This is a genomic window from Sandaracinaceae bacterium (assembly GCA_020633055.1).
In the GTDB taxonomy this organism is placed as follows: Bacteria; Myxococcota_A; Polyangia; order Polyangiales; family Houyiibacteriaceae; genus JADJJE01.
The window spans coordinates 608,259-622,691 of the sequence record JACKEJ010000004.1 but is presented as its reverse complement, the minus strand read 5'-3'; the positions used below and the strand labels follow the sequence as shown (position 1 = coordinate 622,691).

The window sequence follows — 14,433 nt, the reverse complement described above, 5'->3', positions numbered from 1 at the left end:
TACAACAACATGCGGACATGCCCCCGCCCGTGGACGACCAGGCGCTCCGCGCCAGCATCCGGGCCGCTGGCCTGCGGGCCACGGCGGCGCGCGTGTGCGTGCTGCGTGCGCTCTCGCGGGCGAGCGGGCCGGTTTCCCACGCCGACGTCTGCGCCGTCGTGGGCGACGACGAGTTCGACCGGGCCACGATCTACCGCAACCTCGTGGACCTCACGCGCGTGAACCTCGCGCGTCGCAGCGACGTGGGGGACCACATCTGGCGCTTCGAGGCCACCGCCCCCGACGCCGCCCACGACGACCTGTTGCACCCCCACTTCGTCTGCATGGAGTGCGGCAACGTCGCTTGTTTGCCAGAGGGCTCGGTGCGCATCGACCGGCAGGTGGCCGCGTTGCCGGCCTCCATGCGCGTGGCCGACGTCGAGGTCCACGTGCGGGGCCGCTGCGACTCCTGCGCGGGCTGAGGTGCCCGGCTGGCCGCCGGGTGCGTTCGAGCCGCACGCCCGTGCCGCCCAGCCGTCCGCTCTCAGGCGCTCAGCTCGACGCGCGCCAGGCGCCGCAGAGCGCCGGGGGACACGCGGGACAGCCAGCGCGTGACGTGCGCCTCCGCGCCTACCGGGGCTTCGTCGCGCCCGTCTTCGACACACGCGAGGATCGTCTCGGCGATGGTCTCCGGCTGCAGGTTGCGCTTCTCGTAGAAGCGGGTCGCGCGCGCCTGCTGCGCGGCCTGGGCCTCGGCGTCGAGCCCCACGAACGTGGTCGTGCGCGTGATGTTGGTGATGGACATGCCCGGGCAGATGGTGCTCACGTGCACGCCCGTGTCGGCCAGCTCCGCGCGCAGGCAGTCGCTCAGCATGCGCACGGCGGCCTTGCTGGTCGCGTAGGCGGCCATGCCTCGCGAGGGCGTGTAGGCCGCCATGGACGCCACGTTCACGAGGTGCCCGCGCTGACCGGCGTCCACCATCTGCTTGCCGAAGAGCCGCGACCCGAGGATGACCCCGCCCAGGTTGATGCGCAGGATGCGCTCCCAGTCCGCGTTGCTGGTGTCGAAGAACGACCCGGCCAGCCCGATGCCCGCGTTGTTGACCACCACCTCGGGCACGCACAGCGCGTCCTTCACCCAGGTGGCCAGCGCGCGCATCGCTACCGGGTCGCCCACGTCCACCGTGCGTGACCAGGCCGAGCGCCCCAGCGCCTGACAGCGCGCCGCCGTGTCCGCCGCGCTCGCCGCGTCGATGTCGACGGCCACCACGTCGGCGCCCTCGCGCGCGAACAGCAGCGCCGTCTCGCGGCCGAAGCCCGAGCCCGCGCCCGTGATCACCGCCAGCTTGCCGCGCTGCGTCCCGCGGGGTGAACGGCCGGCGCGTCCGAGGCGCTTCGCGCGCTCGATGTAAGGAGAAGGCGCTGGCTCTCCGGTCGCGCCTTCGCCACGGCCCGCGAGGCTCTCGATGTGCCGCACGAAGAGGCGCACGCGCCGGGCCACCTCGTCGGGGCGCGTGAGCTGCAGCCAGTGCGGGCTCTCGAGCTCGCTGCGGTACACGTCGGGCGCCCACTCGGTGAGGCTGTCCCACAGCTCCGGGATCATGTAGTGGTCGTCGCGCGCCCAGACGAGATGCACCGGCAGGCCCGTGCGCCGGACCGAAGGCTGACGCAGCCGCGCAGGGACGTTGGCGCGGTACAGGTTGATGCCGTAGCGAGCGTCGTCCGCGAAGGTCGGGCTCGGGGCCACGTGCAGCAGGCCCTCGCGCGCGGCGAGGCGCTCCTGGGCCTTGTCGCCGGACAGGCGCATGAGGGCGGGGGCTACGCCGGGCAGCTGGAACAGGCCAATGTACCAGGAGCGGCTCAGCTGTGCGGCCACGAGCGAGAGGTCCCGCGGCGAGCCCCCCGACAGACGGTCACGCACCCAGTAGCCCACGTGGTCCAGGCAGGGCCCGGACATGCTCGTGAACGACGCGAAGCGCCGCTCGAGGTGCGGGGTGCACACGAACTCCCAGCTCTGGATGGAGCCCCAGTCGTGCGCCACGAGGTGCACGCGCGTGCCCGACCCGACGGGGGCGATGGCGTCGAGCACCGCCTCCATGTCGCGCGCCAGGTGCGGCAGCGCGTAGTCCTCGGTGTGCTCGGGGCGGGTGGACTGCCCGGCGCCGCGCACGTCGTAGGCCACCACGTAGTGGTCCTCGGCGAGCCGCTCGGCGACCGCGGTCCACGCGTGCGCGCAGTCCGGGTACCCGTGCAGCAGCAGGACCAGCGGCCGGCCGTCGGGGGTGCCCCAGGTGTAGAGCGCGAGCTGGACGTCACCGGAGGTTACGAAGCGGGCAGGGGTCATCGCCCGAGTATGGGCGCTAGGGCGCGCCCGTGACAGGCCCACGCGGGCCACGAACCGGACCTGGGGGGCCAGCGGGGCGCACCCACACGGCGCCACGCGCGGGGCTCGGCTGGTACGTGGGGTCCTGCTGCGCGCGGGCCGCGTCGCTCAGGTAGTAGTAGGCGGCGAGGCTCTGGCGTGCGCGGTCGGGCGGGCAGCGCAGTGGGCTCGGGTGCCCGTGGTAGCCCGTGTCGCCGTTCTGCAGCACCACGCAGCGGTTGTGCGTGGGCGCGATGCGCGCGGCGCACTCGGTGAGGTCGGGTGGCCACAGCTCGAGCGCGCCGCCCCACGCGTCGTCCCAGCCGGGGTTCAAGTAGACGAGCACCGTGAGCACGCGCGACAGGTCGCGGAAGCGGTCGCGGTTGAAGTCCGCGTGCAGGTCCAGGTGGCCTCCGGGCAGCGTCATGTGCAGCCCCGCGGCGCGGAACGCGGGGTCGGGCACGAGGCCACGCAGCCCCGTCAGGCGCTCCAGGAAGCCGAGGAACTCGGCGCCGTTGAGTTCGGCCAGCGTGTGGCGCAGCAGGGGGGACACGCCCTCGAAGCCACTGCGCTGGAGGTGGCCCAGGCGCGCCGCTTGCTCGGGGTGATCCACGCGCTTCCAGTGCGGGTGCGCGGGCGTCGGGAACGCGTCCGCCAGCGCGTCGGCCAGCGCCGGGTCCAGCAGCTGGTCGATGACGGCGTGCGGGAAGGGGGTGGCCTCGGCGAAGCGCCCCGCGTGGGCGCGCGCGTGCGCTTCGAACGCGTCGGGCTCGAAGAAGAAGCCGGGGGCAGCGAGGGACACGCGTCGAGCATGCGCTGTGGTGGCCGGACGGGCCAGCAGCGCGGCGTGCTCGTGTGCTGGCAGCAGTCCGCCGCGCTCGCCAGCGGCGTGCCTTGCTGGGGCAGCAACGCTGACAGCCAGGCCGCGCGGCCACTAGGCCTAGCGCGTGTGCTCGAGGTCGCCGCCGGCCGTGCCCACACCTGCGCACGCACCGCCTCCGGCCAGGTGTCCTGATGGGGCCAAAGTCACGAGGGCCAGCTCGACGTCTCGGTCGACCTAGACCCGTCATCGACATCGCCACCAGCGGCGACCGGACGTGCCTCACGCAGGCCACGGGACGTGGTCGCTGTTGGGGCGCCGGCCCAGCGCGTCGTGCACGTACTCGCCGACGTGCTCGCCCTTGCTGGCGGTTCGGGGGGGTGCGTCAAGGACGCGATTCACCGAACGAATACGGTCGTGTCACGTCGTGCGACATCGGTTAGGAGCCTACGGGGTCGTCCACCAGGTCGTCGCAGGCCCACCGCGCCCAAGGCCCGCATGCCTCCCTAGGCACCCAGACGTTCGCGAGGAAAGTCCCATCCGCGGACTGCAAGTAGATGTGGACCCCCGCCAGTGTCGGACCACTAGCGTATAGCGTCACGTGACGCTCGCTTAGCGACATCAACCACCAGACAGGTTCGCCGGCGATGTCTCCGTCCGCCGGTCCGCTCCATCCGTCGCGGACCGCGTCGCGCAGCCGAGCAACCGCGTCTCGTACGTCAGCGGCCGGACAAGCCCCCAGAGCCGTGTCGGCGTCAGCGGAGCACAGGGTGACCGCCAGCCAGTCCCGTGGTCCGTCCAACAAGAGCTCGAACTTACCGAACGGCAGCCTCTGATAGATGTGATGTTCGGGCGAACTCATCGGATGACCTGAGAAGCGGGAACGACAATACCGTCCCGAATGAACGTTACCGCACCTTGGAACCGGTTCCAGTGCTGCGCGATATACCGGAGTTCCTGCGAGGTTAAGCTAAGCGAAGCAATGAGTGGTGCCTTGGTAGACACGAAGGTCAATAGTCGTCTGCCATGTCTGGCGGATTCGGAGGAACGCGGGAAGCATCGTTTTCGTCGGCGTATTTCAATCCCACCATCAGCTGCGCCCTCCTCTCGTCATCAAGCTGCTTGAGGATCCGACGAGACATGAGCTTGTAGTAGCCCGCCCACGCCGGGAGGAAGAGAGCAAAGGGTAAGGCGAACCCAATCTCACCAAGAGCGAGGAGAATGCCCGCGACGGCCCAGCAGACAAGAACCACGGATACGAGCAGCTTGTCCAAGCTCGTCACTTGTCGTACTCGAAGCGCTGCACCCGGCTCACCCCCTCCACCGTCTCCGCCCACTCCGTGATGCGCCCGAGCCCGTCGTGCTGGTACGACGACGCGTACACCTCGGCCCCGTTCGCACGCACCGTGCTCCCTTGGTAGTCGCCAAAGCCGGGCGTCGCTGCGCTCACGTCCACAGCGTACTCCGTCTGCACCAACCCCAGCACGTCTTGCTCCACGTGCCCGTCCAGCGTGGACCGCGTCAGCGTCATCCCCGCCGTCGACGGGCCGCTCACGCGTGACGTCCCCACCACCAGCCCGTCCAGGTCGTAGCTGTACGCCACACCGTGCCCGTCACGTCCACGCGCCCAGGCACCGGGCCCGTCGCGATCGTCGCCACCGGCAGGTCCGACTGCCACAGCGTCTGAATCGCCGTCGTCCCCGCCGGGCCCGTCACCGTGTCCACGTGGCCCGTCGTCGGGTAGTACGTGTACGCGTACGTCCCATCGTCCGGCACGTCCACCGACGTCAGCTGCCCCGTCGCCGTGTTGTAGCGCATGTCCAGCACCTGCCCGCCCGCGTGTGTAAGCCACGACCGCCGAACAACTCGTCGGTCACCGTCTAGCTGAGAAGCCAGTCGGGGTCGGAAGGCTTCGAAAGCTGCTCTGCAAGAGGTGTCCCAGCAACGCGCGCGCGACTCCTCCGCACAACTTCGAAGTACGGTGTCAGCGCCCGAGCGTTGTTGACACTGCTACGTGCGAGATGGCCTGCAAGCCACTCTGAAGGCAGGATCCACGGATCGATCTGATCGAAGTATTCAGCGAACACCTTCGCTGCACACAGCAGTGTATCGATGGCCTTGTCTGCTCGGCCGGAGCGTAGCTCCCAGGTTGCACGAGCCACGAGCGACACATGACCGAGGAGCCCACCTGCGTCTGTTCGGGCGCGCACGTAGCGCAGCCCCGACCTCCGCTCGCCTCGACCCAGGTGCAGCCGCATCGTGGCGATCTCCAGATCAAGGCGTACGGACTCATCAACCGTGGTTGGGGAAAGCGCGTAGAGGTGTCTACGGACACCTTCGACCACCTCCCATTCCCCGTGTCGGGACCCGGAGGCCATCAACAGCATCCGTAGTTCGAGTCGCGCCTGGCGAGGGACGCTCGGAAGTACCTCAAGGACCGTCGCGAACTGGCCATCTTCCAAGAGATGGGCTGCGAGGGTCGCGCCGTCTTCCCCGCGCCGGTATGCGCGTTCAAGTGCTTCAGTTGAGTTATGCATGCTGCTCTCCGCCTAGGCCGCCTGGCAAAGCCCCCCGCCTCCCCCGTCTCCTCCGCTTGGTGGAGTATATGGCGGAATTGGAGGATATCCCTGGCACCAAGTCATGCAGGCCGTCCAAGCCGCCGACCCAGGGGGGTGGCGGAGAGTGCACTTGATCGTGCAGCTCAGCTTGTTCGGCCGACGTCCATTCCCGTCGCCTCCATCGCTTCCACCCCCGCCGGGTGGGGGTCGGTCGACAGGACGCGGGCGGGGGCGCCCGTCGGAACGGTCAGACTCTCGACCCCGGGACCGGTCGATGTAGTCCGCAAGCGCGCTCCCACCCTGGTAGATGGCATACCCGAGAAGCGCGGCGCTTCCGACCAACAACACAGCCCCCGCAGCCGCAGCGAGTGCCCCGCCCGCGGCCACCGCACCAATAGCCGGAAGCGCGAACGCGACGGTACCGCTCGTGTCGACGAAGTTCACCGGATCCCCATTGGCATACCGGTACCAGTTCATCTCCGCGGTAAACCCCAGCGGCTCGGGCGCGGTCCACCGCCCGGTGTCCGCGTCGTAGTCGCGCACCCCGAAGCGCACGAGGCCGGTGTCTGCGTCGTAGAGCCCGCCCGCGTACCCGAAGGGGTGCAGGCTGTGGTCGCCGCTCTCGAACGTGACCCGGCCCCACACGTCGTAGTCGCGGCGCGCCGTGACCGCGCCCGTGGTCGTGTTCACCAGCATGCGCAGCGAGCCCAGGTGGTCGGCCACCACGCGGTAGACGTCCCCGCTCGCCGCCACGACGTAGTCCGGCACGTTCGCCCGCGTCACGTACACGTACGTCGCCTGCACCGCGCCCGTCGCGTCCACCTGCGCGATGGGGTTCAGGCTGTCCTTGTACAGCCAGCCCCGCTCGAACACCCCGTTCACCACCCGCCCCACGCGCCGGCCCAGCGCGTCGTGCACGTAGTCCACCGTCGTGCTCCCGATGGCCACCCGGTGCAGCCGCCCGGCGCCGTCGTAGGTGTAGACCGTCTCGTCCAGCGGGTCGCTCGCGTTCGTGCGCGTCTCGAGCCGTCCGTTCGCGTCGTAGGCGTAGTCGTACTCCCCGTGCCGGCACAGCTCGTCGCGGTCGTTCGCGCCGCGCGCGAGTGGCACGCCGCCGCTGTCCGCGCAGCCCAGGTTCACGCCCAGCTCCAGCACACGGTCCGCCTCCACCACGTTCGTGCGGTTCCCGTTCAGGTCGTAAGCGTAGTCCGCCACTGGCGCGTCCAGCCCGTCCCGCACGCTCACCAGCCGCCCCGCGTCGTCGTACTCGAAGCGCTGCACCCGGCTCACGCCCTCCACCGTCTCCGCCCACTCCGTGATGCGCCCGAGCGCATCGTGCTGGTAGGCCGACGCATACACCTCGGCCCCGTTCGCACGCACCGTGCTCCCCAGGTAGTCGCCAAAGCCGGGCGTCGTCGCGCTCACGTCCACAGCGTACTCCGTCTGCACCAGCCCAAGCACGTCTTGCTCCACGTGCCCGTCCAGCGCAGACCGCGTCAGCGTCATCCCCGCCGTCGACGGACCACTCACACGCGACGTTCCCACCACGAGGCCGTCCAGGTCGTAGCTGTACGCCACACCGTGCCCGCCCGTCACCGCCAGCTGCGCCGTCTCGAGGAAGTTGTTGTACGTCACGTCCACACGCCCAGGCACCGGCCCCGTCGCGATCGTCGCCACCGGTAGGTCCGATTGCCACAGCGTCTGGACCGCCGTCGTCCCCGCCGGGCCCGTCACCGTGTCAACGTGCCCCGTCGTGGGGTAGTACGTGTATGCGTACGTCCCGTCGCCCGGCACATCCACCGAGGTCAGCTGCCCCGTCGCCGTGTTGTAGTGCATGTCCAGCACCTGCCCGTCCGCCTGCACCACCTCGTCCAGGCGCCGCGCGAAGTCGTACACGCTGCACGTCGCCCCCGCCGGGCAGTCCGCCGGGTCCGCCACCTCGGCCACCCCGGGCGGCCGGTACTCTGTCGCGCGTCCCAGCGCGTCGTAGTCGAACTGGTGCTCCGGCTGCCCGGGGGGTGTCACGCCCTCCGCCGCGCCCTCGATGTCCGGACGGAAGGTGGTCGTCGCGCCGATGCCGGGCACCTGCACTTCTTGCGGGAATCCGCGACCGTCGATGGACGAGTAGTTCACGGTCGTGACCCGACCACTCGACACCTGCGTGCTCATGCTGTCCATGAATCCACGGGCGTCGTAGGTGTAGTCCATGCGGCGTAGCGTGCCGTCCCCGCGCGTGACCGCCTGCAGGTAGCCCTGCGAGTCGTACGCGAAGTGGGTCGGCACCTGCCCAGGCGCACGCACCTCCACCGTGCGGCCTTGCGCGTCCACGCGCACCTGAGTCGTGTGCCCTTGGGCCGACGTCGTCGTGTAGGTCCGCGTAGCCCCGTCGTAGGTCGTCGTCGTCGTACGTGCCGCGTTGACGGTTGTAGTCGACGTCATCGACAGGACCGACGGGGGATACGCCGCCACGAGCGGGTCCAGGGTCGCGTCCCGCGTGCTGGTGACCACCATGGAGAGCGCCGGTCGGCCGTGCGCAGCCTCGAGAGATAGCGTGGAGCTCGCCGGATACGGCGCTTCTTCGCCCACCACGGGGTCGGGTGCCTGCTGCACCACCAGCGTACCCCCGGGGAACGTGCTCCGTACGATGTTCGCCGAGTCGCGCTCCGTATGCGACGTCACGCGCCCGTTCGGCGCCGTCACGGTGGACGTCAACGGCGCAAGCGGCCCGTTGCGACCCGTCACGTACGTCGTCGTCATGCCGTGCTGCGTGCGCGTCACCGTGGTCGACGTGCTGTCGACCGACCACCCGCTCTGCGCGAGACCACCGCACCACGGGCTCATCACCGGGCTCACCACCGCCACGTGTCCGCCGGGCGGAATCTGCAAGTTCTGCGTCCCACCCGTGGGGTCCCGGTCGCTCGCTAGCCGGGGCGTTCCAATGCCGCTGCCCGGCACGCGTTCGTACAAGGCATAGTCGAACTCGTAGGGCTCACCGCTGCGCACCCCCCCTTCGTTGGCACGGGGCCGCCACATACGCTCAAGCAGGCCGCCCTCCGCGTAGTCGAACGCCCACACGGCCCCCACCGGGTCGGCGATGGTGTCGGTGTAACCGTCGGCGTTCAGCTGAAGCGTGGTCGTGACGTGCTCGCCTCCCGGTCCATCGGGAGCGTGCACTTGAATCTGACCGGGGACGCTGCGATCGAACGACGTGCGCCGCCCATCCACGTCGAGGATGCCGCTCAAGTAGCCGTCCTCCTCGTCGTACTCGAAGCGCAGCAGATGGGCGCCCGTGACGGCGTCTTGCGTGGAGAGATGACGGCCCGTGAGGTCGAAGTGGTAGACCACGGACCCGTCGGGCGAGGGCACGCGGAACTGGGATTCCTGCTGTGTGCCCACGCGCTGCTCGACGCTCAGGATGCGCCGGTTCCAGCGTTCGCTCACGAACAGGCCGCCGTTCGGCGTCGCGGCGAGCGCGAAGGGTCGACCCGTCAGCGGGACGGGCGCAGAGAAACAAGCCGTCGGGGTCAAGTTCAGAAGTGGACTGACCGCTCCCAGCAGCACACGCTCGAGCGACCCGCCGTTGAGTCGGTACACGTCGCGTCCGTCGCACTCGCTGCCGAACGGACGAACGTGCGTGAAGTAGAGGGTACCATCCGCACCCACACTGAAGTCGTTTCCAAACGACCCATCACCCATGAGCTGCGCCTCCGACGCGACCACCCCGTCGGCCGGAGTTGTCGCGCCACCTCCTGCCAGGATGCGCGTCTCGCCTCCTGGCAGGAGTTCCCGCAGCAGGAAGCGCGGGTTCTGGGGAGAGACCCCTTCGCGCACCACGACCGCGTTGTGCGTCCCCGTCGAGAGCCCGTAGATGCCGGGGTACTGGGGTGCGTAGCGCGTCCGGAAACGCCCCGAAGGGGTCAGCTCGACCACGCGCGATGTCTGGTCCTGCACGTACACCAAGCCATCGGTCGTCACCGCCAGCCCTCGGATATCCATGAACGACGTGTAGGCCACCCCCCCCTCCTGCCACGCGGGCGGCGGCAGGTTGGAGCCGCTCGTCGCGTGACCGACTAGGAGCTCGCTCTCAGCGTAGACCGGCTCGGCGATCGAACCCGAGCGGCGCATCCTGACGAGGTGCCGCCATGGTTGCGCATCCGTGATGTACATGTCGCCGTTGCCATCGACCGCAAACGAGTGGATCTCGAGGCTGTTCTCCACATTGACGTTGTTCACGGCGGAGGCCATCCACGCTGCCCACGCCGCAGGCGTTCGGGCGGCGTTCACCAGCACAGGGAGTATTCTCCCGTCCGGGGTAATGCGCCAGATCTGCCTGCTGCCGAAGTTCTGTGAAAGGACCACGAAGAGCGAGCCATCGGGTCCTAGCGCGACGTGCTCGGGCGCCGGCAAGTTGGCCATTGCCGCCCAATCGCCACCGGCGTCTGGGTACAACGGCTGCGTCCCGGCACTCTTGGCGCCCGACACGATGCGCACGGGGCTGTTGGTGTCGCTCGGCTCGAGCGTCGTGCCATCGCCCATCATCAGCACGCCCCGCGAAGGGTCGAACGAGTGGAGTTGGTCGACACCCCAACCACCAAGACCGGCGCTCTCAACCGTCCTGCGGCCGAGCACGGCTGTGTAACGCCGGGTCAAGAGGCCCGTCTCGCGCCCGTCCACCACGCGATGGGCAGGAATGATGGTCTGTGTCATCGGAGGCGCCTGGGAGGTCGTGCCCGTCCGCACCACGGCGGGACCACCCCCCACGCAACACGGGTCGGCCCCGGGCACGCACGCGCCACCACCGCCGCCAAGCGACGATGTCGCAGCGCCGATCACCACGGCCCCACCGGGCAGCGTCGTGCGGAGTGAAGACTTGACCTGGAGGTAGTACTCATATGGCACGATCACGTCCACGTAGTACTCCGCCTGCACCTCGCGTCCCCATGGGCGGCCGTAGGCGTCGAGGCCATCCCACGACACAGAATACGTCTCCGTGTCGAGTGGCAGGGTCACGTCGGCGATGGAACGGCCCAACACATCTACTCGCACCCCGAAGGCCGTCGCCTCGGGCGGGACGGTGAGGCCCCGGAAGTCGATGTCGATGGTGCGATTGAACGCGTCGTTCGCGACGACCCGGTCCGACTGGTAGTGCAGCGAGAACCCCGTGCCCGACACCGGCACCTGCTCGCCAAGAGATTGACGCTGGCAGTAGATGATCGAACCGCCTATCCGACAGTCCTTCTGCGGCGACTCTGGATCGCTCCAAGGAATCGCTCCGGGATCCGGATCCGACATCAGTCGTCCTGATGCGTTGTAGTCAACGTTGGAAAAGTGGCGCGCCGGCGTGCGCCACAGCTGCGTCCCCGGCGCGTACTGAGCCGCGAGGAAGGCACGCTCCTCGTCATCGATGCCGAGCGCCTCGAGGAGCAACGCGGGGTCCTCCGCTCCTGGGTCGCTGTCGGCGTCGATGTCCGCCAACCCACCCGTCACGGAGACCACCTCGATCACCGCACCGTCGATCGTGGGCACCCAAAGTGAAGCCTCTTGATCGTAGCGGGCGGCAGGCACCACCGACCCCACGGGGAAGTCCAGGAAGTTCTCCACGTAGGTGTAGAGGTCTCGGTCGAACTCCACCTCGCTCCGCTGTCCGGCCTCGTCGAACGAGATGTCCATGGCGAACGTGTAGAGGGAAGAGGCTGGCATGAGCGCGGGCATCGCGTCGGCCCCAGTGGAACCCACCGTGAACTCGGTCATGCGGAGCGTGCCGAGCGACAACGGGCTGGACGAACCGTCGGCGTTGACCACGGCTTGGATGCCCGCCGGGAAGTACGCCACCGGGGTGCGCGTCCCCGAGACGTCGGTCTGCGGCTCACCCACGGCCACCTGCGCCGTCGGCGCACCGAGCTCGATGCGCGTCGAAACGGCCGACTGCCGGATGAGCACCACGGGCGGCATCGGGACGAAAGCACCCCACGTCACCTCGACCGGGCGCTGCACGCTCAGGTAGTTGTCCTGACGGTACTCGAGGATGGTCCGGCCGCCGCCGTTGAGGACGAAGTCGTAACACCCATCGGCTCGCGTGAACGCATAGCCGTACTCGGGGTGCCGCGGGGCGAAAACGCGCACGCCCGGGATGGGCGACCCGTCGCGCTCGCGCACGCAGCCGCGCACGGCCGACGCCTGGCGCTCACCGAATGCGCCCGCGAGCGTGCCCCCCTGAATGGGGTTCGGGCCCTCGAACAGGAAGCCGAGGCTCCCAAGGAGATTGTTCTGGAGGGGAACCGTCGTTGGGGGAGCCACCGTAGCCGGATCTGGCGGCAGCACCGCCAACCCGCAGGTGTTCGGGACGCCGTCCGCGCCACAGACCTCGGGGGCGTCGCAGGTGCCACACACCATGGTGCCGCCACAGCCGTCCGACACCACGCCGCATGTGGCCTGCGCTTCGACGCAGGTCATCGGCGTGCAGCAGTCCTCGTCCTCGGCGCCGTCGCAGTCTTCGTCGCCACCTCCGCAGCCATCCTGAGCGGCGGGCGCCCCAGGGGTGCAGGTGTCCACCACGGCCCCAAGGGTGCATACCGTGGCACCGGTTGCCGCGCAGAGGCCAAGACCACAGCTGGTCGCCACGGGCGCATACCCCTCGTCGACCAGCCCGTCGCAGTCCTCGTCCGCGCCGTCGCACACATCGTCAGCGCCGGTGGGCGCTCCCACCACGCAGCTGTCCTGCACGGCGCCCGCCGCGCAGCTGGTCAAGCCCGTCCCACCGCACACGCCGACGCCGCAGGTGGTCGCGGTCGACACGTAGGCTTCGTCCACGGTTCCGTCACAGTCCTCGTCCAGCCCATCGCACAGCACGTCGGCCCCCGTCGCAGCGCTGGGCTCACAGAGATCCACGGCGGCCCCCGACACGCAGCCGGTCGCGCCGATCGACGCACACACGCCTTGCCCGCACGCAGTCGGGGTCGGCAAGTAGGCTTCGTCCACTGAACCATCGCAGTCCTCGTCCAGCCCGTCACACACCGTGTCCGCTCCGGTCGCGCCGCCCGCGGTACAGCTGTCCATGACCGTGCCGGACATGCAGCTCGTGACTCCGGCAGCCCCACAGACACCCACACCACAGCTCGTCGCGGTGGAGACGTAGCCCTCGTCCGTCGACCCGTCGCAGTCCTCATCCAGCCCGTCACACACTGTGTCCGCTCCGGTCGCGCTGCCCGCTTCGCAGCTATCCACCACCGCACCGGCCACGCAGCTCGTCGCACCCGTCGCGCTGCAGACACCCACACCGCAGCTCGTCGCCGTGGACACGTAGCCTTCGTCGACCGAGCCATCGCAGTCCTCGTCCAGCCCGTCGCACAGCACGTCGGCCCCCGTCGCCGCGCCGGGCGCACAGCTATCCTGCACGGCGCCACTCACGCAGCTCGTCGCACCGGTCGCGCCGCAGACGCCCACGCCGCACGCGGTGGCCGTCGCCGCGTAGGCCTCGTCGACCGCTCCGTCGCAGTCCTCATCCATGCCATCGCAAAGCGTATCGGCCCCCGTCGCCGCGCCGGGCGCACAGCTATCCTGCACGGCGCCACTCACGCAGCTCGTCGCACCCGTCGCGCCGCAGACGCCCACGCCGCACGTGGTGGCGGTCGACGCGTAGGCTTCGTCGACCGCTCCGTCGCAGTCCTCGTCCAGCCCGTCGCATGCCGTGTCGGAGCCCGTGGCGCTGCCTGCTGTACAGCTGTCCGAGACCGTGCCGGCCACGCAGCTCGTCACTCCGGTAGCCCCGCAGACACCCACACCACAGCTCGTCGCGGTGGACACGTAGCCCTCGTCCGTCGACCCGTCGCAGTCCTCATCCATGCCATCGCAAAGCGTATCGGCCCCCGTCGCCGCGCCGGGCGCACAGCTATCCTGCACGGCGCCACTCACGCAGCTCGTCGCACCCGTCGCGCCGCAGACGCCCACGCCGCACGCGGTGGCCGTCGCCGCGTAGGCCTCGTCGACCGCTCCGTCGCAGTCCTCGTCCAGCCCGTCGCATGCCGTGTCCGCACCGGTCGCCGAGCCAGGCGCGCAGCTGTCCTGCACCGTGCCGGCCACGCAGCTCGTCGCACCCGTCGCGCCGCAGACGCCCACGCCGCACGTGGTGGCGGTCGACGCGTAGGCTTCGTCGACCGCTCCGTCGCAGTCCTCGTCCAGCCCGTCGCATGCCGTGTCGGAGCCCGTGGCGCTGCCTGCTGTACAGCTGTCCGAGACCGTGCCGGCCACGCAGCTCGTCACTCCGGTAGCCCCGCAGACACCCACACCACAGCTCGTCGCGGTGGACACGTAGCCCTCGTCCGTCGACCCGTCGCAGTCCTCATCCATGCCATCGCAAAGCGTATCGGCCCCCGTCGCCGCGCCGGGCGCACAGCTATCCTGCACGGCGCCACTCACGCAGCTCGTCGCACCCGTCGCGCCGCAGACGCCCACGCCGCACGCGGTGGCCGTCGCCGCGTAGGCCTCGTCGACCGCTCCGTCGCAGTCCTCATCCATGCCATCGCAAAGCGTATCGGCCCCCGTCGCCGCGCCGGGCGCACAGCTATCCTGCACGGCGCCACTCACGCAGCTCGTCGCACCCGTCGCGCCGCAGACGCCAACGCCGCACGTTGAGCCAGGGAGCGATATTCGATGGACGGGGGAGCACGCTCCGCGATGGGGCGCTCACGGTACACCGATGGGTTTCGGCGCCGGAT

The 14,433-nt window shown here is 69.7% G+C and carries 8 protein-coding genes; 1 reads left to right on the top strand and 7 read right to left on the bottom strand.

All coding sequences use genetic code 11. The features are described 5' to 3' along the window. Positions 1-17: 17 nt before the first annotated feature. Positions 18-461, top strand: coding sequence for a transcriptional repressor (locus H6726_02505; protein MCB9656494.1), 444 nt, complete (start codon positions 18-20; stop codon positions 459-461). 62 nt (positions 462-523) lie between these two features. Here the strand turns inward: H6726_02505 and H6726_02500 are convergent, their stop codons facing one another. The 7 genes from H6726_02500 to H6726_02470 all read right to left on the bottom strand — a co-directional run bounded on the left by H6726_02500 (position 524) and on the right by H6726_02470 (position 14,233). Further along, the gene (locus H6726_02500; GenBank protein MCB9656493.1) at positions 524-2,323 is read right to left on the bottom strand and encodes an SDR family oxidoreductase; all 1,800 of its coding nucleotides are present in this window, start codon (positions 2,321-2,323) and stop codon (positions 524-526) included. A 16-nt stretch (positions 2,324-2,339) separates the two neighbouring features. Continuing rightward, complete coding sequence (locus H6726_02495) at positions 2,340-3,143, bottom strand: 2OG-Fe(II) oxygenase (GenBank protein ID MCB9656492.1); 804 nt, start codon at positions 3,141-3,143, stop codon at positions 2,340-2,342. 1,028 nt (positions 3,144-4,171) lie between these two features. Continuing rightward, a complete protein-coding gene (locus H6726_02490; protein MCB9656491.1) occupies positions 4,172-4,435 on the bottom strand; it encodes a hypothetical protein in 264 nt (87 codons plus the stop codon). A 5-nt stretch (positions 4,436-4,440) separates the two neighbouring features. Next, a complete protein-coding gene (locus H6726_02485) occupies positions 4,441-4,716 on the bottom strand; it encodes a hypothetical protein (GenBank protein MCB9656490.1) in 276 nt (91 codons plus the stop codon). Beyond that, positions 4,713-4,979, bottom strand: a complete 267-nt coding sequence (locus tag H6726_02480; protein MCB9656489.1) for a hypothetical protein — start codon at positions 4,977-4,979, stop codon at positions 4,713-4,715. The genes H6726_02485 and H6726_02480 overlap by 4 nt, the downstream gene beginning before the upstream one ends. Positions 4,980-5,041: 62 nt before the next feature. Beyond that, entirely contained in the window at positions 5,042-5,698 is a 657-nt protein-coding gene (locus H6726_02475; GenBank protein MCB9656488.1) for a hypothetical protein, read from the bottom strand. Positions 5,699-5,710: 12 nt separating this feature from the next. After that, on the bottom strand, positions 5,711-14,233 hold the full coding sequence (locus tag H6726_02470) for a hypothetical protein (protein ID MCB9656487.1): 8,523 nt from the start codon (positions 14,231-14,233) through the stop codon (positions 5,711-5,713). Positions 14,234-14,433 lie beyond the last annotated feature (200 nt).

Excerpts from the sequence above, each read along its gene's own strand:
- H6726_02505 (MCB9656494.1), top strand. The coding sequence starts at position 18 with ATGCCCCCGCCCGTGGACGACCAGGCGCTCCGCGCCAGCATCCGGGCC.
- H6726_02500 (MCB9656493.1), bottom strand. The coding sequence starts at position 2,323 with ATGACCCCTGCCCGCTTCGTAACCTCCGGTGACGTCCAGCTCGCGCTC.
- H6726_02480 (MCB9656489.1), bottom strand. The coding sequence starts at position 4,979 with ATGCGCTACAACACGGCGACGGGGCAGCTGACGTCGGTGGACGTGCCG.
- H6726_02475 (MCB9656488.1), bottom strand. The coding sequence starts at position 5,698 with ATGCATAACTCAACTGAAGCACTTGAACGCGCATACCGGCGCGGGGAA.
- H6726_02470 (MCB9656487.1), bottom strand. The coding sequence starts at position 14,233 with ATGGATGAGGACTGCGACGGAGCGGTCGACGAGGCCTACGCGGCGACG.